Source organism: Pseudomonas sp. HS-18, assembly GCF_020401845.1.
In the GTDB taxonomy this organism is placed as follows: Bacteria; Pseudomonadota; Gammaproteobacteria; order Pseudomonadales; family Pseudomonadaceae; genus Pseudomonas; species Pseudomonas nitroreducens.
In genome coordinates, this window is sequence record NZ_CP084413.1 from 2,766,763 (window position 1) to 2,786,763 (window position 20,001).

19 protein-coding genes are annotated in these 20,001 nt (G+C 66.1%); 11 read left to right on the forward strand and 8 right to left on the reverse strand.

Annotated elements, in window-relative coordinates:
- Positions 1 to 8: 8 nt before the first annotated feature.
- From LDJ84_RS12955 to LDJ84_RS12965, 3 genes are all read left to right on the forward strand, one after another.
- Positions 9 to 1,004 (forward strand): HAD family hydrolase, encoded by a 996-nt coding sequence (locus LDJ84_RS12955; RefSeq protein WP_226046424.1) that lies wholly within the window; start codon positions 9 to 11, stop codon positions 1,002 to 1,004.
- 107 nt (positions 1,005 to 1,111) lie between these two features.
- Complete coding sequence (locus LDJ84_RS12960) at positions 1,112 to 2,686, forward strand: arylsulfatase (RefSeq protein ID WP_226046425.1); 1,575 nt, start codon at positions 1,112 to 1,114, stop codon at positions 2,684 to 2,686.
- Between the two features lie 124 nt (positions 2,687 to 2,810).
- Positions 2,811 to 5,321 carry a fused MFS/spermidine synthase gene (locus LDJ84_RS12965; RefSeq protein ID WP_226046426.1) on the forward strand — a complete coding sequence of 837 codons (2,511 nt, stop codon included), beginning with the start codon at positions 2,811 to 2,813 and terminating at the stop codon, positions 5,319 to 5,321.
- Here LDJ84_RS12965 and LDJ84_RS12970 read toward each other — a convergent pair.
- On the reverse strand, positions 5,294 to 5,923 hold the full coding sequence (locus LDJ84_RS12970) for a hypothetical protein (RefSeq protein ID WP_065084760.1): 630 nt from the start codon (positions 5,921 to 5,923) through the stop codon (positions 5,294 to 5,296). The two genes, LDJ84_RS12965 and LDJ84_RS12970, sit on opposite strands and share 28 nt — an antisense overlap.
- Before the next feature lie 63 nt (positions 5,924 to 5,986).
- The gene (gene aspT / locus LDJ84_RS12975; RefSeq protein ID WP_226046427.1) at positions 5,987 to 7,675 is read right to left on the reverse strand and encodes an aspartate-alanine antiporter; all 1,689 of its coding nucleotides are present in this window, start codon (positions 7,673 to 7,675) and stop codon (positions 5,987 to 5,989) included.
- A gap of 249 nt (positions 7,676 to 7,924) precedes the next feature.
- Between aspT and LDJ84_RS12980 the strand changes: the two genes are divergently transcribed.
- From LDJ84_RS12980 to LDJ84_RS13000, 5 genes are all read left to right on the forward strand, one after another.
- Positions 7,925 to 8,521, forward strand: a complete 597-nt coding sequence (locus LDJ84_RS12980; protein WP_024762438.1) for a paraquat-inducible protein A — start codon at positions 7,925 to 7,927, stop codon at positions 8,519 to 8,521.
- Positions 8,518 to 9,153, forward strand: coding sequence for a paraquat-inducible protein A (locus tag LDJ84_RS12985; protein ID WP_024762437.1), 636 nt, complete (start codon positions 8,518 to 8,520; stop codon positions 9,151 to 9,153). The genes LDJ84_RS12980 and LDJ84_RS12985 overlap by 4 nt, the downstream gene beginning before the upstream one ends.
- A complete protein-coding gene (locus LDJ84_RS12990; protein ID WP_024762436.1) occupies positions 9,134 to 10,774 on the forward strand; it encodes an intermembrane transport protein PqiB in 1,641 nt (546 codons plus the stop codon). The genes LDJ84_RS12985 and LDJ84_RS12990 overlap by 20 nt, the downstream gene beginning before the upstream one ends.
- 24 nt (positions 10,775 to 10,798) lie before the next feature.
- Positions 10,799 to 11,332 carry a membrane integrity-associated transporter subunit PqiC gene (locus LDJ84_RS12995; RefSeq protein WP_226046428.1) on the forward strand — a complete coding sequence of 178 codons (534 nt, stop codon included), beginning with the start codon at positions 10,799 to 10,801 and terminating at the stop codon, positions 11,330 to 11,332.
- Positions 11,333 to 11,463: 131 nt separating this feature from the next.
- On the forward strand, positions 11,464 to 13,437 hold the full coding sequence (locus LDJ84_RS13000) for a BCCT family transporter (RefSeq protein WP_226046429.1): 1,974 nt from the start codon (positions 11,464 to 11,466) through the stop codon (positions 13,435 to 13,437).
- A 2-nt stretch (positions 13,438 to 13,439) separates the two neighbouring features.
- Here LDJ84_RS13000 and LDJ84_RS13005 read toward each other — a convergent pair whose 3' ends face one another.
- From LDJ84_RS13005 to LDJ84_RS13025, 5 genes are all read right to left on the reverse strand, one after another.
- On the reverse strand, positions 13,440 to 14,663 hold the full coding sequence (locus tag LDJ84_RS13005) for a chloride channel protein (protein WP_401035575.1): 1,224 nt from the start codon (positions 14,661 to 14,663) through the stop codon (positions 13,440 to 13,442).
- A 225-nt stretch (positions 14,664 to 14,888) separates the two neighbouring features.
- Positions 14,889 to 15,356 (reverse strand): DoxX family protein, encoded by a 468-nt coding sequence (locus LDJ84_RS13010; RefSeq protein ID WP_037014890.1) that lies wholly within the window; start codon positions 15,354 to 15,356, stop codon positions 14,889 to 14,891.
- Positions 15,357 to 15,366: 10 nt separating this feature from the next.
- Entirely contained in the window at positions 15,367 to 16,122 is a 756-nt protein-coding gene (locus tag LDJ84_RS13015) for a DNA-binding domain-containing protein (protein WP_024762432.1), read from the reverse strand.
- On the reverse strand, positions 16,119 to 16,952 hold the full coding sequence (locus LDJ84_RS13020; protein WP_084357637.1) for a DUF692 domain-containing protein: 834 nt from the start codon (positions 16,950 to 16,952) through the stop codon (positions 16,119 to 16,121). Before LDJ84_RS13020 ends, LDJ84_RS13015 begins: the two co-directional genes overlap by 4 nt.
- A gap of 16 nt (positions 16,953 to 16,968) precedes the next feature.
- Entirely contained in the window at positions 16,969 to 17,256 is a 288-nt protein-coding gene (locus LDJ84_RS13025) for a DUF2282 domain-containing protein (RefSeq protein ID WP_024762431.1), read from the reverse strand.
- A 233-nt stretch (positions 17,257 to 17,489) separates the two neighbouring features.
- On the opposite strand from LDJ84_RS13025, the gene LDJ84_RS13030 reads away from it, so the two are divergent.
- The 3 genes from LDJ84_RS13030 to LDJ84_RS13040 all read left to right on the forward strand — a co-directional run bounded on the left by LDJ84_RS13030 (position 17,490) and on the right by LDJ84_RS13040 (position 19,655).
- Entirely contained in the window at positions 17,490 to 18,080 is a 591-nt protein-coding gene (locus tag LDJ84_RS13030) for a sigma-70 family RNA polymerase sigma factor (RefSeq protein WP_037013131.1), read from the forward strand.
- The gene (locus LDJ84_RS13035; protein ID WP_024762430.1) at positions 18,067 to 18,708 is read left to right on the forward strand and encodes a DUF1109 domain-containing protein; all 642 of its coding nucleotides are present in this window, start codon (positions 18,067 to 18,069) and stop codon (positions 18,706 to 18,708) included. The genes LDJ84_RS13030 and LDJ84_RS13035 overlap by 14 nt, the downstream gene beginning before the upstream one ends.
- 185 nt (positions 18,709 to 18,893) lie before the next feature.
- Positions 18,894 to 19,655, forward strand: coding sequence for a DUF599 domain-containing protein (locus LDJ84_RS13040; RefSeq protein WP_084357640.1), 762 nt, complete (start codon positions 18,894 to 18,896; stop codon positions 19,653 to 19,655).
- Between the two features lie 65 nt (positions 19,656 to 19,720).
- On the opposite strand, the gene LDJ84_RS13045 is transcribed toward LDJ84_RS13040, so the two are convergent.
- On the reverse strand, positions 19,721 to 19,942 hold the full coding sequence (locus tag LDJ84_RS13045; protein ID WP_024762428.1) for a hypothetical protein: 222 nt from the start codon (positions 19,940 to 19,942) through the stop codon (positions 19,721 to 19,723).
- Positions 19,943 to 20,001: the final 59 nt, after the last annotated feature.

Below are 20,001 nucleotides of genomic sequence, written 5' to 3' on the forward strand. Positions count from 1 at the left end.
GATGTGACATGCCTTCGTACCTTGCGCGACCGATTGCCCGCTGGATGCTCCTGCTGCTCTGCCTGCCGCTGCTGGTTCAGGCAGCGGACGAGTTGCCATCGTGGAACGAAGGACCCTCGCGGCAGGCGATCATCGAATTCGTCGAGGCCGTGACCCACGAGGGCGGCAAGGACTTCGTGCCGCCGGCCGAGCGCATCGCCGTGTTCGATAACGACGGTACGCTGTGGAGCGAGCAGCCGATGTACTTCCAGGTGCTCTTCGCCCTGGACGAGGTGAAGCGGCAGGCGCCGCAGCATCCGGAGTGGAAGCAGAAGCAGCCGTTCAAGGCGGTGCTCGAGGGCGACCAGAAGACCCTCGCCGCCAGCGGCATGAACGGCATCCTGGAGATAGTCGCCGCCACCCATTCGGGCATGAGCACCGAAGATTTCATCGCCAATGCCCGCCGCTGGCTCGCCAGTGCCAAGCACCCGCGCAGCCACCGGCCCTACACCGAGATGGTGTTCCAGCCGATGCTGGAACTGCTGGGCTACCTGCGGGCCAAGGGCTTCAAGACCTACATCGTCTCCGGTGGCGAAGTGGCGTTCATGCGCGCCTTCGCCGAAGAGGTCTATGGCATTGCGCCGGAGCAGGTGATCGGCACCACCCTGGGCAGCCGCTTCGAGGACCGCGACGGCAAGCTGTCGATCCAGCGCCTGCCCAAACTGGTGCACAACGACGACGGCCCCGGCAAGCCGGAGAGCATCGACAGCATCATCGGCCGCCGGCCGATCCTGGCCTTCGGCAACTCCGACGGCGACCTGCAGATGCTGCAGTGGACGACCGCCGGCGAGGGGCTGCGCTTTGCCGGCCTGGTGCACCACACCGATGCCCGGCGGGAGTGGGCCTATGACCGGGAGAGCAAGGTCGGGCGCCTGGACAAGGCGCTCGATGAGGCGAAGAGCAAGGACTGGGTCGTAGTGGACATGGCAAAGGAGTGGAAGCGGATCTACCCGTTTGATCAGTAAGACCAACAAGTGAAACCGCAGGGGCATGGGGATCTCCAGTCGAGCAGTCGGTATCTCCAGTGACGCAGTCGTGGCAAACGATGAGTAACTGGAATGGAGAGACAACAATGAAGCGCACGGGAAGATGGTTATCGCAGTTCGCCCTCGCGGCGACCGCGATAGTGGGGTGTACGGTCGCCAGCGCTGCTGACAAGCCGAACATCCTGGTGATCTTCGGCGACGATATCGGCCAGACCAATATCAGCGCCTATTCGTTCGGCGTGGTCGGCTACCAGACGCCGAACATCGATCGCATCGCCAAGGAAGGCATGATGTTCACCGACTACTATGCGGAGAACAGCTGCACCGCGGGGCGTTCGACTTTCATCACCGGGCAGACGATCCTGCGTACCGGGCTGTCGAAGGTTGGCATGCCGGGGGTGCCGGTGGGGCTGCAGGACCGCGATGTCACCATCGCCCAGGCGCTCAAGGCCCACGGCTATGCCACCGGCCAGTTCGGCAAGAACCACCTGGGCGACCGCGACGAATACCTGCCGACCAAGCACGGCTTCGACGAGTTCTTCGGCAACCTCTACCACCTCAACGCCGAGGAAGAGCCCGAGCGCCCGTACTGGCCCAAGGATGACGAGGCCTTCACCAAGGCCGCGACGCCCCGTGGCGTACTCAAGGCTACTGCCGACGGCAAGATCGAGGATACCGGTGCGCTGAACAGCAAGCGCATGGAAACCATCGACGATGACACCACCCAGGCTGCGATCAACTTCATGGACAAGCAGGTGAAGGCGGACAAGCCGTTCTTCGTCTGGATGAATACCACGCGCATGCATGCCTTCACCCACGTGCGTGATTCGATGAAGGGCCAGAGCGGCATGGCAGGCAACGATTACGCCGATGGCATGATCGAGCACGACGGCGACGTCGGCAAACTGCTCAAGGCGGTGGATGACCTGAAGATCGCCGACAACACCATCGTCATCTACACCACCGACAACGGCCCGAACCAGTGGTCCTGGCCGGACGCGGCGACGACCCCGTTCCGCAACGAGAAGAACTCCAACTGGGAAGGCGCCTACCGTGTGCCAGCGATGATCCGCTGGCCGAACCACGTCAAGCCGGGCAGCGTTTCCACCCAGATGTTCTCCGGGCTGGACTGGTTCCCGACGCTGCTGGCCGCCATCGGTGACACCGACATCAAGGACCGCCTGCTCAAGGGCGCCGATATCGGTGGCAAGAACTTCAAGGTGCACCTGGACGGCTACAACCAGCTCGACTACCTGACCGGCAAGACCGACAAGGGGGCGCGCAAGGAGTTCTACTACTTCAACGACGATGCCGAGCTGGTGGGCATGCGCTTCGACGACTGGAAGATCGTCTGGTGCGAACAGCGTGCACCGGGCGGGCTGAAGGTCTGGAGCGAGCCGTTCACCTGCCTGCGGGTGCCCAAGCTGTTCAACCTGCGCATGGACCCCTACGAGCGGGCGGACGTGGTATCGGACCAGTACTACGACTGGCTGACCAAGAACGACTACCTGCTGTTCCAGGGCACGCAGAAGGCGGCGAAGTTCCTCCAGACCTTCGTCGACTACCCGCCGAGCCAGCGCCCGGCCAGCTTCAGCATCGATCAGATTCGCAAGGATGTGGACGCGAAGATCGAAGCGAAGATGAAGCAGGGCAGCAAGTAGTGATCCACGCATTGGGCAGCGCTCCGGCATTGCCCACCTCAATCCCCGCGACAGCACCGCTGTCGCGGGGATTCTTCTGTTCGACAAGGTTGTCCCGATGCCGTCACCTGCCAGTTCGTCGACCATGAATGCTCGCCCCGCCAGACAGGCCGCCATTGGCGTTCCGCGCCGGCTGGCCATGTGGATGCCGGCTCTGCTGCTGTTTGCTTCCGGCGGTGCGGCGCTGGTGTTCCAGGTGCTGTGGGTGAAGCAGTTGTCGCTGGTGGTCGGTGTGGAGGTGTACGCCGTGACCACGGCGATCAGCGCCTTCTTCGCCGGCCTGGCGCTGGGAGGACTGGCTTTCGGGCGGCTCGCCGATCGGCTGGCGCGGCCTTTGCGTCTCTATGCAGCGCTGGAGGTCCTGGTGGCGCTGCTGGCCGTCGCGTCTACCGTGGCGCTGGCCAATGCCGCCAGCGCTTTCGCGTTTCTGGAGGAAGCCTTCGGCATCCTGGCCTGGGCGCTGCCGTTGGTGCTGGTGGGCGTGCCGGCATTCTTCATGGGCGGCACGCTGCCGGTGCTGGTGCGCGCCGTGGAGCCCGCCGACGGGCAGATGGGACGCGCGGGCGGCAGTTTGTACGCCGCCAATACCGCCGGCGCCATCGCCGGCACGCTGATGGCGGCGTTCGTCTTCCTGCCGATGCTTGGCGTGTTGGCGAGCGCCTTTGCGGCAGCCGTGTTCAATCTGATCGCCGCCGCAGGCGCGCTGACGCTGCGGCGCGAGCCCGCCACGCCAGTGATCGCAGGTGAATCGCTGACCGCTCCGCGCGGCAAGGCGGCGCGCCTGGCCATCGCTCTTTACTGCGTGGCGGGTGGCGTCGCGCTGGGTTACGAGGTGGTCTGGACGCAATCCATCGTCCAGTTCATGAGCACCCGTACCTTTGCCTTCGCCGTGGTGCTGGCCACCTATCTTTGCGGCCTGGTGCTGGGCAGCGCCCTGTATGCCCGGCGCGCGGACCGCGTTCGCGACCCCTGGAGCCTGTTCGGCCTGCTCATCGCGGCGGCCGGGTTGCTGGCCATCCTGCAGGTCGCCGGGCTGGGTAGCTGGCTGGTCGGCCTGCAGACCCGCGCCGAATGGCTGGTGCTGCAGGCCGGTGGCAGCGAACTGGCGGGCATGTGCGCGCGCTTCGCCGTGGCCTCGCTGTGCGTGGTGTTCCTGCCGACCACCCTGCTGGGGGCCGCGTTCCCCATCGCCCTGCGCCTGGCGGTGGACCAGCAGCACGTGGGGCGCGATGTGGGCGTGGTGGTGGCGCTCAATACCCTGGGCGGCATCGTCGGCGTGATGCTGACGGGGTTCGTCCTGGTGCCGGGGATCGGCCTGGTGCGTACCCTGGCGGTCCTCGGAGCTTTGGCTGCGCTCATCGGCCTGCTGGCAGTCTGGCGGGGGGATGGCGTGGGCAAGGTCCCGCGCATTGGCGTCGCCATGGTCGCGGTCCTGACACTGGCCATCGGCGCACTGACGCCAGCGCAGCATCTGGCGCAGCTGATGCCGGGGGCGCGCAACGGTCAGATCAGCTTCTATGCCGAGGGCCGCGGCGGCACGGTGGCGGTGATCGAGCAGGGCCGGGGCGACAACCATTTCAGCCGTCTCTACATCCAGGGTGTTTCCAACACCGGCGACGCCATGCCGTCGCTGCGCTACATGCGATTGCAAGCGCTGTTGCCGCTACTGATCCATAACGGCGAGCCGCGTTCTGCGTTGGTCATCGGTTTCGGCACGGGCATTACCGCGGGCGCGATGCTGCGTTATCGCGACCTGCAGCACCCGGTGGTGGCCGAGTTGCTGCCCGAGGTACTGGCCGCCGCCCCGCGCTTCAAGGGCAACTTCGACGCGATCCACGACCCGCGCCTGGATATCCGCCTGCGCGATGGTCGGCGTGAGCTGCTGCGCAGCGCCGAGCGCTACGACATGATCACGCTCGAACCGCCACCGCCCTCGGCTGCCGGGGTGGTCAACCTGTATTCGCGGGACTTCTATGAGCTGGCGGCGTCGCGGCTGGAGGAGGACGGCATAGTCGCCCAGTGGTTGCCGCTGCCGACGCAGAACGATGAGGAAAGCCGCTCCCTGGTGCGCAGCTTCATCGATGTCTTCCCCAATGCCACGCTCTGGACGACCGAGTTCCATGAAATGCTCCTGGTGGGCTCGCAGCAGCCTCTGCATCTGGACGTGACGACCATCCGCCAACGCTTCGAACAGCCCGATGTGGCCGCTGCGCTGGGAGAGGTGGGGATCGATTCGGTCGAAGCGCTGCTGGCCACCTGGGTGACCGACCGCGCGGGCCTTGAGCGCTATGCCGGCGATGCGTTGCCGGTCACCGACGACCAGCCGCGAATCGAATATGCGCCGTGGGTACGTTCCAAGGAAATCGCCCGTGTGCTGCCAACGCTGCTGGCCCTGCGCACGGCACCGCCACTGGAGAACGCCGTGCCATCGGTCCGCGCGTCAGTCGACGATTACTGGGCCCGGCTGCGACGCTTCTACGATCTGAGCCTGCACGCGTACCGGGGCGACCGCCAGGCCTGGGCACGGGATGCGCGGCAGGTGGCGATCGATGACGGCGACAATCCCTATTACCGATGGTTCCTGGGCTCGCCTTGAGCGTCAGGCTCAGCCGGGTTCATGTGCCGTGCCGCCAGTTCCAGCGCGCCTCGGCCACCACGGCGCAGGCAAGCTAGCAGGGGCAGCCAGGGAATGTCGGTGACACGCACCGAGCCGGCCGGCACCATCCGCACTTCCCCGGCGGTGCCACCGGCAGGGCCGCCATCGGGCAGGTAGACCAGCAGCCAGTCGTCCCGAGTTTCCAGAATCAGCGCGAAACGAAACCCGACGTCCTCCCCCACCAGGCCGACCTTGGCGCCTTCCACTTCGTCCATTCCGGCGAAGCGCGCCGTGGCGTCCTTGAGCAACTGGTAACCCGGCAAGTTGCTCAGCAGCCGGTCTTCCAGCGTGCGCAGCGAGGCCGCCGCGGCGCGGGTCCTTGCCAGCAACCCGGCGAGAAAGCACAGCAACAGGAGCAGAACGATGCAGGCCAGCGTTACCGAGGTGACACCCCAGGCGGTGAAGCCGGTGAATAGTGGCAGGATCTTCTGCACCGGTGGAGTGAGCAGGTGGATGGCCTTTTCGATCAGAATGAAGAGCAGCACCAGCGGCAGGATGAACAGCAGGCCACCGGCGATGGTGGTGCGGATGAACTTCAGCATTTCGACCTCCTTGGGGAAGCCGGCCGACGACAGCGCAACGCAGCCGGTGAACCGATGGCGGGCTCAGCCCGCCGTGACGGCGACGATGATCGGACCGCACACCGCCAGCAGTACGTTGGAAATGGCGTAGCACACCGTGAAGCCAATGACCGGTGTATTGCTGCCGGACTGCTCGATGATCTTGTTCATCGAGGCCGCTTCGGTCTGCGCGCCGGCCAGGGCGCCGAACAGGATCATCGGATGCAGCCCCAGGACGTAGCGGCCGAAGTAGAGCGTCACCAGCGGCGGGATGATGGTCACCAGGGCGCCGGAGAGCAGCAGCGCCGCGCCCTGGCTCTGGATCGCGGCGATGGCGGCCGGACCGGCCAGCAGCCCCACCACGGCGCCGAAGGCGGTCAGCCCGAACTCCGAGAAGGCCCATTGCGCGGCCGGGGGCAGGGCGCCGACTTCGGGATGCCGCGAGTTGTACCAGCCGATCAGCAGGCCGGCGAGCAGCATGCCGCCACCGATGCCCAGCTCTACCGGAATCATGCCGATGTGGGTGGAGAGCATGCCGACCAGCGACCCCACGACCATGCCCAGGGTATGGATGGCGATATCGCTCTTGTAGTTGCTCGCCCGGATGCGGCCGATCTGCGCTGCCAGCGCCTCGACGCTGGCCGTGCGGCCGACCAGGGTGATGACGTCGCCACGGCGCAGCACGGTGTCGGGCAGCAGCGGCAGCTCCAGGCCTTGCCGGGTGATGGAGCGGATGTAGCAGCCCATTCGGTCGGCGCCGACCAGCAGCGTCTTGATCTGGTGGATGGTCTTGCCGGCCAGCCGGGGCGAGGTCAGGACGATATCGGCATCGCGGGTGGCGAAGGACATGCTGTCGGGGTTGTCGATTTCCGGGCCGATCCAGTCGTTGAGGTCGGCCACGGCTTCGCGCAGGGCGTAGACGCCGAGGATGTCGCCGCTCTCCAGTCGCAATTGCGGGTCGCGCTCGAGAATCTGACCGCCACGGATGACCCGCTCCACGCTCAGCGCGGCGTGCAGCGCCTCGACATCGGCGATGCGCTGGCCGATCGCTGCCGCCGACTGGGCACGATGGGCACGGACGACGATGCGGGTGTAGGGAATGCTGATGGCGTTCTCTTCGCGCTCGATGCCCAGCTCCCGTTCCAGCTCGCGCGCGCTCTGGCGCAGGTCGACGCGCAGCAGCTTCGGCGCGATGCTGCCGACGAAGACGATCAGGCCGATGGTGCCGAACAGGTAGGTAATGGCATAGGCCACCGCCATGTGGCTATTGAGCTGGCTCTTGGCGGCATCGTCGATGGCCAGCTGGGAAATGGCGCTGCTGGCGGTGCCCATGATCGCCGTGTCGGTCAGCGCTCCCGCGCCCAGGCCGGCGGTGAAGCCGGCGTCGAAGTGGAACAGGTGATACATGCCGAGGATGACGCCCAGGGCAGTGGCGCAGAGCACCACGGAAAGCAGTACCAGCTTCAGGGTGCCGCGATTGAGGCTGCCGAAGAACTCCGGGCCGCTCTTGAAACCGACGGCATAGATGAACAGCGCGAAGAACACCGACTTCAGCTCATGGGGAACTTCCAGGCCGATCTGCCCGATCAGCAGGCCCATCAGCAGCGCGCCGGAGACCGAACCCAGGTGAAAGCTGCCGATCTGGATCCGCCCCAGCAGAACCCCCAGGGAGATCGCCAGGAACACCGCAATCTCGGGGTTGGCGCGCAAGGCGTGGAGGAAAAAATCGAGCATCGACGCGGCTCCCTGTCGAAGTGGCGTCCGTGCAGTATGGACGGTGAATGCCGAGCTGCCGTTATGCAGTGGAGTGTGGAACGACTTTCTCTTTAGTGCGATTTCGCCGCGCGACCCCCACCATCGAAAATCCTCGACTAGTCTTGTGCTGACTTCATGCGGATCGCTCCAGAGCCTGTGCCCAGGCTCTCGTCGTGGATAGCGATTTCCCTGGCCGGCGCCGTGCGCCGGCTCACCACGAGAGCGCCCATGGCAGCAGCCAGCGACCTGATCATCTGTGAGTACTGCGATGCGGTGTACGAACGCCAGCCACTGCAGCGACACCAGCGTGCCCTGTGCGTGCGCTGCGGCGGGGTACTGCATCGGCACAACTCACTGTCCGTGCAGCAACGCCTGGCGCTGGCGCTGACCGGCGCGGTGCTGCTGGCCTTCGCCAACAGTTACCCGGTGATGACCATCAGCATGCAGGGCCTGAGCAATTCGGCGACGCTGTGGGACGCGGTGATGATCCTGAGCAGCGGCCCCATCACCTTCATCGCACTGGTGACAGCGCTGGCCATCATCCTCGCGCCGGCGCTGCAGGTAGCGCTGCTGATCTGGGTACTCGGCTTCGCCCTGGCCGGGCACCGCGCGCCGGCCTTTGCCGGGTGCATGCGCTGGCTGGAGTCGTTGCGCCCCTGGAGCATGCTGGAGGTCTGCCTGCTGGGCACCATGGTCGCGGTGATCAAGCTGGCCGGCCTGCTCGATGTGATACCCGGCATCGGCCTGCTGGCGATGGCCGCCCTGAGCGTGCTGATCATCTACATCGCCGGCAAGGACATCCGCGATCTCTGGGAGCGGGTATGAATACGCCCCCGCTCGCCGCTCAGCTGAACCTGTGCCTTTGCCACGGCTGCGGCGCCGCCTGCGATACGCGCAGCGGCGGCCATCATTGCCAACGCTGTGGTGCCCCCCTGCACCCGCGCAAGGCCGATGCCATCACCCGCGGCTGGGCGTACCTGGTGGCGGCGCTGATCTTCTACGTGCCGGCCAACCTGTTGCCGGTCATGCACACCGAGATGCTCGGCCAGGGTATCGACAGCACCATCGGTGGCGGCGTGCTGGAGTTCTGGGAAAGCGGCGCCTGGGACATCGCGCTGATCATCTTCATTGCCAGTATCGGCGTGCCGGCGATCAAGTTCTTCTCCCTCGGGCTGCTGCTCTGGACTGCCCAGCGCCGCAGCAACTGGGCACGCCGCCAGCGTTCGCAGCTATACCGTTTCGTCGAGCTGATCGGCTACTGGTCGATGCTCGACGTGATGGTCGTCGCACTGGTGGCGGCCCTGGTGCAGATGCATGAACTGGGCACCATCGAGCCGCGCGCCGGCATCCTGTTCTTCGGCATGGTGGTGGTCCTCACCATGCTTTCCGCCATGAGTTTCGATCCACGACATATCTGGGACGACGGAGATCCGATTGATGGAGCAGGACACCCCTAAGCACGCCGCCCCCGGACAGCCGCAGGTACGCACGCGGCGCTGGAATGTATCGCTGGTCTGGATCGTGCCGATCGTGGCGCTGCTGGTGGGCGCTTCGCTCATCGTGCGCAACTGGATGGAGCAGGGGCCGACCATCGAGATCTCCTTCCGCACGGGGGAGGGCCTGGTCGCGCACAAGACCCAGGTGAAGTACCGCAGCGTGGTGATCGGCGAGGTCGAAGGCGTCGAGCTGGCCAAGGACAAGAAGAGCGTCACCGCCAGCGTCAAGTTGAACAAGGAGGCCGAATCCTTCGCCACCGAGGGGGCGAAATTCTGGGTCGTGCGGCCACGCATCGGCGCTGGCGGCGTGACCGGCGTCGACACGCTGTTGTCGGGCAATTTCATCGGTGCCGACGCCGGTGAATCGAGTGCGCCGAAGAAGCGCTTCACCGGCCTGGAGCTGCCGCCGCCGATCACCTACGGGGAGAAGGGCAAGAGCTTCGTCCTGCGCGCCGACGACCTGGGCTCGCTGGATATCGGCTCGCCCATCTACTACCGCAAGATTCCGGTGGGCCAGGTGACTTCCTACGCCTTGCGCAGCGATGGCAAGGGCGTGGACCTGGGCATCTTCATCGAGTCGCCCAACGACGCTTTCGTGACCCAGAACACAAGGTTCTGGAATGCCAGTGGCGTCGACGTCAACGTCAGCGCCAACGGCCTGAAGGTGAACACCGAATCGCTGTCCGCGCTGCTGGTCGGCGGGCTGGCCTTCGGCACGCCCGAGGGCAGCGAGGAAACGGCCGCCGCCCAGGACAACGAAGCCTTCGACCTCTACGTCGACCGCGACAATGCCCTGGCTCCGCCCACCGGCCTGCCGCAGTACCTGCGCCTGCGCTTCGACCAGTCGATGCGCGGCCTGAGCGTGGGCGCACCCGTGGAGTTCATGGGTGTCGAGTTCGGCAAGGTCACCAACATCCAGCTGGACTACGACGAGAAGCTGCAGATTTTCCCGGTGGTGGTCGATGCGGTGATCTACCCGCAGCGTCTGGGGCCCGTGCACCAGAAGATGCTCAAGGTCTTCAACAGCAGCGTGGGCGACCAGGGCGGCGTCACCCGCGTGATCGGCAGCTTCGTCGAGCACGGCATGCGTGCCCAGGCGCGCAGCGGCAACCTGCTGACCGGGCAGCTGTACATCTCGCTGGACTTCTATCCCGACGCCAAGCCGGTGGCCTTCGATGCCAGCGCGCGGCCGCTGCGCATCCCGACGGTGCCCAGCAGCCTGGCGAAACTCCAGGAACAGTTGCAGGCGGTGGTCGACCGCATCGGCAAGCTGCCGCTGGAGCGTATCGCCAACAACCTCGACGGCAACCTGCGTGAGCTGCAGGGCAGCCTCAAGCAGTTCAATACGCAGACGTTGCCGGGCGTCACCCGGACGCTCGATGAGGTGCGCACCACGCTCGCCACGGCCAACTCGGCGCTGGGCGAGAACTCGCCGCAACGGGAAAAGCTCAGCGACACCCTGGATGAGCTGGACCGCATGTCGCGCTCGTTGCGTGACCTGTCCGATTACCTCGGGCGCCACCCGGAATCCTTGATCCGTGGTCGTCCGAAGAACGCCAACGCCGACAACCTGCAGCCCTGATTCGCGTACAAGGAGAGACTTCAGATGCCGAAGCTGCCCATGCTGCTCCTGGCCGCACTGTTCCCCGTGTTGTCGGGCTGCAGCAGCGCTCCGATCCACTACCACACGCTGGTTCCCGCACAGCCGGGCAGCCCCGCCAGCGGCCAGGTACGCGTCGAACGGGTGGAGATGCCGCCGCAGGTCGATCGCTCGCAGATTGTCGTCCGCCAGGGCGGCAGCGGGCTGTCGATCCTGGAAACCGAGTGGTGGGGCGCCAACCTGGTGGACGAGTTCCGCAATGCCCTGGAGGACCAGCTCGGCGCTCCGGGGCCAGGCGCTGCATTGCTGCGCGTGGAAGTGCAGCGCTTCGATTCGGTGCCGGGCCAGTACGCGTTGCTCGATGCCCGTTGGCGCCTGCAGCGGCCCGGATCGAACAAACCGCTGAGCTGCCGTAGCAGCCTGCAGACGGTGGCCAACGGTACCGTGGACGGGCTGGTGGTCGCGCACCAGGCCAATGTGCGCAAGTTCGCCGAACTGGTGGCGCAAGCGAACGCCAGCGGCGGCACGCGTTGTCCTTGATGTTCGGGGCAGGGTGCCAACCGAATCTTTACGAGTACTGAACGCGATACCCTTGGACCGGCGTGCCGCCACGCACGCCGGGGCTTGCAGGTTGGTGCGCGCGATGTCGTTGCACAGGAGAAACCTTCCCGATGAGCTCATCCGGCAAGCCAAGGACAACCCTGAACCCTCCGGTCTTCTATACCAGCGCGGCGCTGATCCTGCTGCTGGTGCTCTACGCCGTGCTCTTCAAGAGCCAGGCCCAGACGCAGTTCGAACACATCCAGCAGTGGATCTTCACCAACGCCAGCTGGTTCTACATCCTCGCGGTGGCGCTGATCCTGATCAGCGTGGTGTTCCTCGCGGTCAGTCGCTACGGCGACATCAAGCTCGGGCCCGATCACAGCGAGCCCGAGTATCGCAGCAGCAGCTGGTTCGCCATGTTGTTCTCCGCCGGCATGGGCATCGGCCTGATGTTCTTCGGCGTGGCCGAACCGGTGATGCACTTCACCAGCCCGCCGGTGGGCGAGGCGGGCACGGTCACCGCGGCTCGCGAAGCGATGAAGATCACCTTCTTCCACTGGGGCCTGCATGCCTGGGCGATCTACGCCATCGTCGGGCTGATCCTGGCCTACTTCAGCTTCCGCAAGGGCCTGCCGCTGACATTGCGCTCGGCGCTGTATCCGCTGATCGGCGAGCGCATCTACGGCCCGATCGGCCATGCAGTGGACATCTTCGCCATCCTCGGCACGGTGTTCGGCGTCGCCACCTCACTGGGTTATGGCGTGCTGCAGATCAACAGTGGCTTCCACCACCTGTTCGGCCTGCCGGTGAATGCGACGGTGCAGATCATCCTCATCGCCGCGACCTGCGCCCTGGCGACACTCTCGGTGGCCAGCGGCCTGGACAAGGGCATCCGCATCCTTTCCGAGCTGAACCTGGCGCTGGCGGTGATCCTCATGCTGTTCGTGCTGCTGCTCGGCCCGACCGTGTTCCTGCTGCAGACCTACGTGCAGAACACCGGTGCCTACCTCTCGGACATCGTCAACAAGACCTTCAACCTCTATGCCTACGAGCCGACCGACTGGATTGGCGGCTGGACCCTGCTGTACTGGGGCTGGTGGCTGTCCTGGTCGCCGTTCGTGGGGCTGTTCATCGCGCGCATCTCACGCGGGCGGACCATCCGCGAATTCGTCTGCGGCGTGCTCTTCGTCCCGGCCGGCTTCACCCTGCTGTGGATGACCGTGTTCGGCGATTCGGCGATCCACATGATCCTCAACGAGGGCGTGACCACCTTGGCGGCGGTTGTTGATCAGGACAGTTCCCTGGCGCTGTTCGCCTTCCTCGAGCACTTCCCGCTATCCAGCGTGGTGTCGATGGTGGCGGTGCTGATGGTGGTGGTGTTCTTCGTCACCTCGGCAGACTCCGGGGCGCTGGTGGTGGACATGCTCGCGTCCTCGGGGCACTCCCACTCGCCGTTGTGGCAGCGCATTTTCTGGTCGGTGAGCATTGGCGTGGTGGCGGTGGCATTGCTGCTGGCGAACGGGCTGAAGGCCCTGCAGACAGCGACCATCGCCAGTGCGTTGCCATTCTCGGCGATCCTGCTGGCGTCCATCTGGGGACTGTTCCGCGCGCTGCACCTGGATGCCACGCGGCGCGGCCTGCGCCACCAGTCGCTGCCTGCGCCGCGGCATGCGCCACACCACGAAGGCGGTTGGCAACGGCGCCTTCGCAGTATTGCCATGCGCCCCCGGCGTGCCCACGTGACCCGCTTCATTGCCGAAGTCGTGCGGCCGGCTTGCGAGGAAGTGGCCGCCGAGTTGCGCAAGCAAGGCCATGACGTGCAGGTGCTGGAGCGCGAGGATGGCCGCGTGGCCCTGGAGCTGGCGCAGCCGGGGGAGGGCCATTTCCTCTATGAAGTCCGCCCGCGGGCCTTCACCAGCCCCAGCTTCGTTCTACTGGAGGAGGACGAGGGCACCGAGGCGCGCAAGTACTTCCGCGCCGAGGTTCACCTGCGCGAAGGAGGGCAGGATTACGACGTGATGGGGTGGAACCGCGACGATGTGATCTCCGACATCCTCGACCAGTACGAGCGGCACCTGCATTACCTCCATGTCGTGCGCTGAACTCAGGGCTTGTTCGGCGCCACCTTGTCGAGAATCTGCCGGGCCAGGGCATGGTAGAGCGACACCGGCGCTATCCAGCCGGAAATGGCCGCGGCCAGCAGCGTGGCGGCGAGCATGGGAATGGCCAGGTCCGGGCTGTGGGAAAGCTCCAGCACGATCACCGAGGCGGTCAATGGCGAGCGCGTAACGCCCGCCAGATAGGCGCCCATGCCGAGCAGTGCACAGGTCTGCGGGTTGACGCCCGGCAGCAGGGAGAGCACGGGCGCGAACCCCGCGCCGACGCTCAATGATGGCGAGAACAGGCCGCCAGGAATTCCGGCCAGGTACGAGACCACGTTGGCGAGGAACTTCCAGAGCAGGAAGCTGGCGTCGGTCACCGGGTTGCCGTCGAGCAGGGCGCGGGTTTCCTCGTAGCCGGTGCCGAACACGTGGTTGCCGGAAATCACGCCGAGCAGTGCCAGTGCAAGCCCGCAGACAGCAGCGAAGCGCACCGGGAAGCGCTCTCGCACGGCGCACATCCGGCCTATCCAGCCGTGCTGCGCCGGCAGTACCAGCTTCACGTAGAGCCCACCGAGCACGCCGCCCAGCAGCGCGCAGGCGGGCACTTCGCTCCAGCCCCAGCCCGTGGGCAACCCGCCGCTGATGTCGCCAAAGTAGGAGTAGTGCCCCATCAGGCCCAGGGTGACCACGCCGCCGATCAGTACGGCGGTCAGCACCAGCCCGCTGAAGCGCTGCTCGTAGGTGCGGCTCAATTCCTCGATGGCGAAAACCACCCCGGCAAGGGGTGTGTTGAAAGCTGCCGCGATGCCGGCGGCGCCGCCCGCCAGGATCAGCCCTGCCACGGTGCGTCGGCCGTGGAGGCCCAGGCGCGTGCCGAAGGCGTAGATCACCGCGGCGCCCACGTGCACGGTAGGCCCCTCACGGCCGACCGAGCCACCGACCAGCAGGGCGCCGAGGGTGAACAGCATCCTCACCAGCGCCACCGGCAGGGCGAGCACCTGCGCACGGAATCGCCGCGATGGCGATTCCAGCGCGGCAATCACCTGCGGGATGCCACTGCCTTTCGAGTTCACGAACCAGCGCTGGGTGATCCAGGCCAGCAGCGCAAAACCCAGCGGCGTCGCCAGTAGCGGCAGCCACGGCGATACCTGCAGCATCCGCTGGAATAACCCGAAGGAGCGATCCGCCAGCCACGCAAAAGCCAGGGCTACCAGCCCCACCAGCAGGGCGCCGACCCAGAACGCGAGGTGCTGCCGCCATTTCAGCCAGCGCGAGCGAAGCAGTCGCCGCGTGCGCTTGCTTGCGGCGGAAACGCTTCGTGCATCGGGTTCATCTTGGAGGTCAGAGTCGGACATCGGCGGGTAGAGGTTTCGTCCCAGAAAGACCGAGTATGACCGCTACCGGCTGAACCGGGAAAGCCAGGATGACCGTCGACGAGAGCCGCCATGCCGTCAGCCGATCTTCAATGCCCGGTCCAGCGACCAGGCGCCCGCGCCGCGACCAATCAGCAGCAGGAGCAGGCCGGCCCAGGACAGGTGCGTCGGCCAGGCATCGGGGTAGACGAACACTTCGATCACGGCAGTCATGCCCAGCAGGGCGAGGGCGGAGAGGCGGGTGAACAGGCCCAGCACCAGCAGGACCGGGAAGAAGTGTTCTGCGTAGGTCGCCAGGTGCGCGGCTATATAGGGTGGCACCAGCGGCAGCACGTATTCGGTCTGGAACAGCTCGTAGGTGCTCGGCGTGATGGTCAGGATGCCCTCGACCTTGGTGCGCCCGGAGAGGAAGAAGATCGAGGCGATCCCCAGGCGCGCCACCAGGCACAACAAAGAGTCGCTGAGCAGGGACTGCAGGCGGCTGGCGATGGTGTTCCAGTGCTGGCGAAGGGCGCCGCCCGGGTAGTGGCTGCGGGAGATGTCCATGGCGGCTTCCTCAGGTGAGTTTCAGCGGTTGGAACACGGCGGCGCCGAGCAGGTTGCCCAGCAGTACCGTGAAGTCGAGGTCGGCTTGCGCCCTGAGCGCCAGGGTCGATGCCTGATCGAGGTCATGACCGCTGGCGCAGGCATCGAGGAAGGCGCAACCGCCCACGTCCAGTGCCTGCCAGGTGACGCCCTCGGCATGGCCGACCAGCAGCGCGCCTTCAGCGTGCCAGGGCAGCTCTTCGGGCAATGGCAGCGCTTCGCGGTTGTAGCGCCAGATGCTGTAGATCGGCTGTTGATCGAACCAGCGCCAGCGCGCGCTGGCGCGGGGTTGCAGGTGACAGGGGGCAAGGTCGGAAGCGGTCATGCCCGCCAGGTCGGACCACTGCAGCGCAGGCTCCTGTGGCGCGGTGTAGGCTTCCAGCCACAAGCGGTCGAGGCGCGCCACGCCGGCCAGGTAGGGCAACTCGCGCGCGGGTTCGAAGGCGTCGAGGAAATCGGCGAAGTCTTCGCCGTAGAGCACCAGGCGAGCGTCGTTCGGCGGTGTCTGCTGTGCGTGGATGGTCGCCGCGCCGCGCAGCCAGTCGGTGCCGACCAGGCGTTCGACACTGGGGAAGTTGTCGCACAAGGCGTCGGTGCAGCCCTTGAGCACGGTGTTGCGGTAGACGCTGAAGCCGGCCTGCTCGGTCAGACCTTGCAGTCCGGGGGGAGAGCGCTGGTACAGCGCTTCGACGAAAGCTTCCTGGAATCTGCCGAGGGACGTCTTCATGCGGCCACCTTCGCCCGGTTGAGGATACCCTGGGCGATTTCGCGCTCGGCCAGCAGTTCGCTGAAGGCGGGGATCTGGTCGTCGCGCTCGATCAGCGTCGGGCGCGGGCCGATGCGCCGGATCAGGTGCTGGTAGAGCTCCCAGACCGGTTCGGCGATGGGGGCGTCGTGGGAGTCGATCAGCAGCTCGCCGCGCTCGTCGTGGCTGTGCCCGGCCAGGTGGATTTCCAGGATGGCCGCGGCGGGGAATCGGTCGAGATAGCGCTTGGCATCGAAGCCGAGATTGTGCGCGCTGACATGCACGTTGTTGATGTCCAGCAGCAGGCCGCAGCCGGTGCGCAGCGCCAGTTCGGTGAGGAATTCGATCTCGTCCCAGTCGTGGCCGTCGAGGCGAAGGTAGTGGCTGGGGTTCTCGATGGCGATGCGCCGGCCCAGGGCATGCTGGGTGCGCTCGATGTTGTCGACGATGCGGGCCAGGGCCGCGTGGCTGCGCGGGAAGGGCAGCAGGTCCGGCAGGTACCGGCCGCGCCAGGTGGACCAGGCCAGGTGCTCGGAGATCAGCACGGGCTGCACGCGCTCAACCAGCGCGCGCAGCCGCAGCAGATGAGCCTTGTCGGGGGCGGCGTCCGCCGCCAGGGACAGCGAAACCCCGTGCAGCGACAGCGGATGCCGTTCGGCGATCCGCTCCAGCCAGGCAAGGCGAGGGCCGCCGACCATGTAGTTTTCCGGATGCACTTCGAACCAGAGCCCTCGCGCGCAGCAGTCGAGCGCCTGGGCGTAGTGCTCGGCCTTGAGCCCAAGCCCGGCACCCGGTTGAGTCGATACGTTCATGGTCGGCAGCCTGCACTCAGGACTTCATCGGGGTCAGCGAGCCCATGCCGTGCGGCGTCTTGATCGAGGCGCAGGTGCCGGCCGGGACGTTCTTCCAGTGCATGCCGTCGTAGTCCTTCTTGGCGCTGCCTGCGCAGGTGGTGCCGGCGCCGGCCTTGCAGTCGTTCTTGCCGGCCAGGGCCACGCCGTAGCATTTCTCCATGGCCGCGCCCGTGCTGGCCTTGGTATTCATGTCGTCGGCCAGCGCGTTCCCGGCAAGGGCAGCAAGGGCAAGGGCGGCGGTGGCGAGGGTGAGGTTTTTCATGGTGCGGTCTCCCGTTGGGTGGTGGGGCCGCACAGAGATTTCCGGCGGCTTGTCGAGTAGTTCGCCGGGAGTGGTGATCCGGTTACAGCCGCCTGAAGATTTTTTTGAGATTTCCCTGGGGCGGCCCTAAGGTATTGAACAGCTGCCTGTTTTTTCTGCGGGCCGGCGATCTGCCAGCAAGCGTGGGGCAGACTCGGGAAGATTTTCCTTGCGCGCTGTAACCAGGACGGCCGATGCAACGAACTACCAGCCAGGACGTGTTGATCGCGCGCGAAGCGCAGCTTCAGACACTGCTGATGCAGGGCATGGCCGGTGACGCGGCGGCCTACCGCGAGTTCCTCGCCGCCCTTGGCCCGCACTTGCGCGCGTTTCTGCGCCGCCGTCTGGCGCAGCGCCCCGGCGAGGTGGAGGACCTGGTGCAGGAAGTCCTGCTGGCCGTGCACAACGCCCGCCACACCTATCGCGCAGAACAGCCACTGACGGCCTGGGTGCAGGCGATTGCGCGCTACAAGCTGGCTGACCATTTCCGCGCCTTTGCCCGTCGCGAAGCGCTGCATGATCCGCTGGACGACGATGAGGGCGAGCTGTTCGCCACCGAGGACGACCAGCCGGCGCAGGCCAGCCGCGATCTGGGCAAACTGCTGCAGCAGTTGCCGGACAAGCAGCGCCTGCCGATCGTCCATGTGAAGCTGGAAGGGTTATCTGTAGAGGAAACGGCAAGCCTGACCGGGCTTTCCAGTTCCGCCGTGAAGGTCGGCATCCACCGCGGGCTGAAGGCCCTGGCGAATATGATCCGAGGGTTGCGAAGCGATGAAGACCAATGAACTGATCGACCTGCTGGCTGCCGGCGAAAGCGCGGTCGATAGGCGAGCGCTGGGCAAGCGCTTTGCACTGGCTCTGCTGGGCGGCGGCCTGGGCGCGATACTGCTGATGGCCGCGCTCTATGGGGTGCGCGCGGACCTCGCTGACGTCGCGCGGACTCCACTGTTCTGGGCCAAGGTCGCGCTGCCCGGCGGCCTGGCGCTGATCGCTTACGGGTTGAGCAGCCGCCTGGCGCGGCCGGGAGTGAAGGGTGGTGCTGCGTGGCTACTGCTCGGGCTGCCGGTGCTGCTGGTGTGGCTGGGTGGCGCGGTGGAGCTGGCTGCGGTGCCTGCCGAAGCGCGCGCCGGGCTGATACTGGGCAAGACCTGGCGCACCTGCCCGCTGAACATTGCGTTGCTCTCGATACCCACATTCATCGCCGTCTTCTGGGCGCTGCGTGGGTTGGCGCCCACCCGGCTGCGCCTGGCCGGTGCTGCTGGCGGTCTGCTCGCCGGGGCTACCTCGACCCTGGCGTACTGCCTGCACTGCCCGGAGATGGGCATTCCCTTCTGGGGCGTGTGGTACCTGCTCGGCATGCTCCTGCCTACGCTGCTGGGCCTGGCCCTGGGTCCGCGTCTGTTGCGCTGGTAGGGGCGTGCCGGGCAACACGCCCACCGGGCGCGGCTGCGAAGGCTTGTGAACGCCCGGCGGCCCCCGCGCCCGGACATGCGCCACATACCGGTAAGCCTGCGCAGGGGGCGCGTGTCCTGGCGGGATAAACTGGCGTCTATCGGCTGCGTACCGACTTCATTCCGTCTCCAATCGCAAGGAAATCCATGACCGACGTCGTCGACCTGTTCGACATCCAGTATTTCTGGAACCTGCTTGCCATCCTCTGGTTCCTCTTCTGCTGGATCGGCTACACCCGCTACGCCAAGACCAAGGCCCGCGACACCGCGTGCCTGGCCAGCGTGTTGCATCTCTACCGCCAGGACTGGATGCGTCGCGTGCTGCTGCGCGACAACCGCGTGGCGGACGCCAGCGTGATCGGCAACCTGGAGCGCAACGCCTCGTTCTTCGCTTCCAGCACCCTGATCATCCTGGCCGGTATCCTCACCCTGCTGGGCTCGGCCGAGCGCACGATATCGGTGCTCGCCGACCTGCCTTTCGTGACGCCGCCCACTCGCGGGCTTTCAGAGCTGAAGCTGCTGTGCCTGGCGGTGGTGTTCGTCTATGCCTTCTTCACCTTCAGCTGGTGCATGCGCCAATACAACTTCGCGGCGGTGCTGATCGGTTCGGCGCCCATGGTGGGGGAGCGCAACGTCGGCGAGCTGGAGCGCAAATCCTTCGCCGAGCGCGCGGCACGCGTGGTGTCGCTGGCGGCGCACCAGTTCAACCAGGGCCTGCGCACCTACTACTTCGGCCTGGCGATGCTGGCCTGGTTCATCAACCCCTGGATCTTCATGCTGGTGACGGCGGGTGTAGTGGGCGTGCTGTACCAGCGTGAATTCCACTCCAGCGTGCTCCATGTGATGGTCTACACGCCGACGCCCCAGAGCGACGCGCCACGGGACAACGACATTCCTCCCAGCGGCTGAGCGGCAAACGGCAGAAACGACAAGGCCCGCAAAATGCGGGCCTTGTCTTGTGCAGCGCAAGCGACTTACTGTTTCTGCTCGTCGCCGGCGGGCTCCTGCGGCGCAGTGGCCGGGGCAGCCGGAGTGGCCGGGGAGGCTTCAGGTGCCGGTGGAGTGGTCGGCGCCGGAGTAGCCGGCTGCTCGGTCGCGGCCGGTGCCGGCGGCGCTTTCGGCTCTTCTTTCTTGTCGCAGGCGGCAAGGCCCAGACCTGCAACGATCAGCAGAGCGAAGGGAAGGGTTTTTTTCATGCGGAGCCTCCATGTGCGGCTTTCCTGGTGTTAGCCCTTTGAACCAGGCTTGTGTGAAT

Bases quoted from the DNA above. Each gene is read 5' to 3' on its own strand.
- LDJ84_RS12955 (WP_226046424.1), top strand. From the start codon at position 9: ATGCCTTCGTACCTTGCGCGACCGATTGCCCGCTGGATGCTCCTGCTG.
- LDJ84_RS12960 (WP_226046425.1), top strand. From the start codon at position 1,112: ATGAAGCGCACGGGAAGATGGTTATCGCAGTTCGCCCTCGCGGCGACC.
- LDJ84_RS12965 (WP_226046426.1), top strand. From the start codon at position 2,811: ATGAATGCTCGCCCCGCCAGACAGGCCGCCATTGGCGTTCCGCGCCGG.
- LDJ84_RS12970 (WP_065084760.1), bottom strand. From the start codon at position 5,923: ATGCTGAAGTTCATCCGCACCACCATCGCCGGTGGCCTGCTGTTCATC.
- aspT (WP_226046427.1), bottom strand. From the start codon at position 7,675: ATGCTCGATTTTTTCCTCCACGCCTTGCGCGCCAACCCCGAGATTGCG.
- LDJ84_RS12980 (WP_024762438.1), top strand. From the start codon at position 7,925: ATGGCAGCAGCCAGCGACCTGATCATCTGTGAGTACTGCGATGCGGTG.
- LDJ84_RS12985 (WP_024762437.1), top strand. From the start codon at position 8,518: ATGAATACGCCCCCGCTCGCCGCTCAGCTGAACCTGTGCCTTTGCCAC.
- LDJ84_RS12990 (WP_024762436.1), top strand. From the start codon at position 9,134: ATGGAGCAGGACACCCCTAAGCACGCCGCCCCCGGACAGCCGCAGGTA.
- LDJ84_RS12995 (WP_226046428.1), top strand. From the start codon at position 10,799: ATGCCGAAGCTGCCCATGCTGCTCCTGGCCGCACTGTTCCCCGTGTTG.
- LDJ84_RS13000 (WP_226046429.1), top strand. From the start codon at position 11,464: ATGAGCTCATCCGGCAAGCCAAGGACAACCCTGAACCCTCCGGTCTTC.
- LDJ84_RS13010 (WP_037014890.1), bottom strand. From the start codon at position 15,356: ATGGACATCTCCCGCAGCCACTACCCGGGCGGCGCCCTTCGCCAGCAC.
- LDJ84_RS13015 (WP_024762432.1), bottom strand. From the start codon at position 16,122: ATGAAGACGTCCCTCGGCAGATTCCAGGAAGCTTTCGTCGAAGCGCTG.
- LDJ84_RS13020 (WP_084357637.1), bottom strand. From the start codon at position 16,952: ATGAACGTATCGACTCAACCGGGTGCCGGGCTTGGGCTCAAGGCCGAG.
- LDJ84_RS13025 (WP_024762431.1), bottom strand. From the start codon at position 17,256: ATGAAAAACCTCACCCTCGCCACCGCCGCCCTTGCCCTTGCTGCCCTT.
- LDJ84_RS13030 (WP_037013131.1), top strand. From the start codon at position 17,490: ATGCAACGAACTACCAGCCAGGACGTGTTGATCGCGCGCGAAGCGCAG.
- LDJ84_RS13035 (WP_024762430.1), top strand. From the start codon at position 18,067: ATGAAGACCAATGAACTGATCGACCTGCTGGCTGCCGGCGAAAGCGCG.
- LDJ84_RS13040 (WP_084357640.1), top strand. From the start codon at position 18,894: ATGACCGACGTCGTCGACCTGTTCGACATCCAGTATTTCTGGAACCTG.
- LDJ84_RS13045 (WP_024762428.1), bottom strand. From the start codon at position 19,942: ATGAAAAAAACCCTTCCCTTCGCTCTGCTGATCGTTGCAGGTCTGGGC.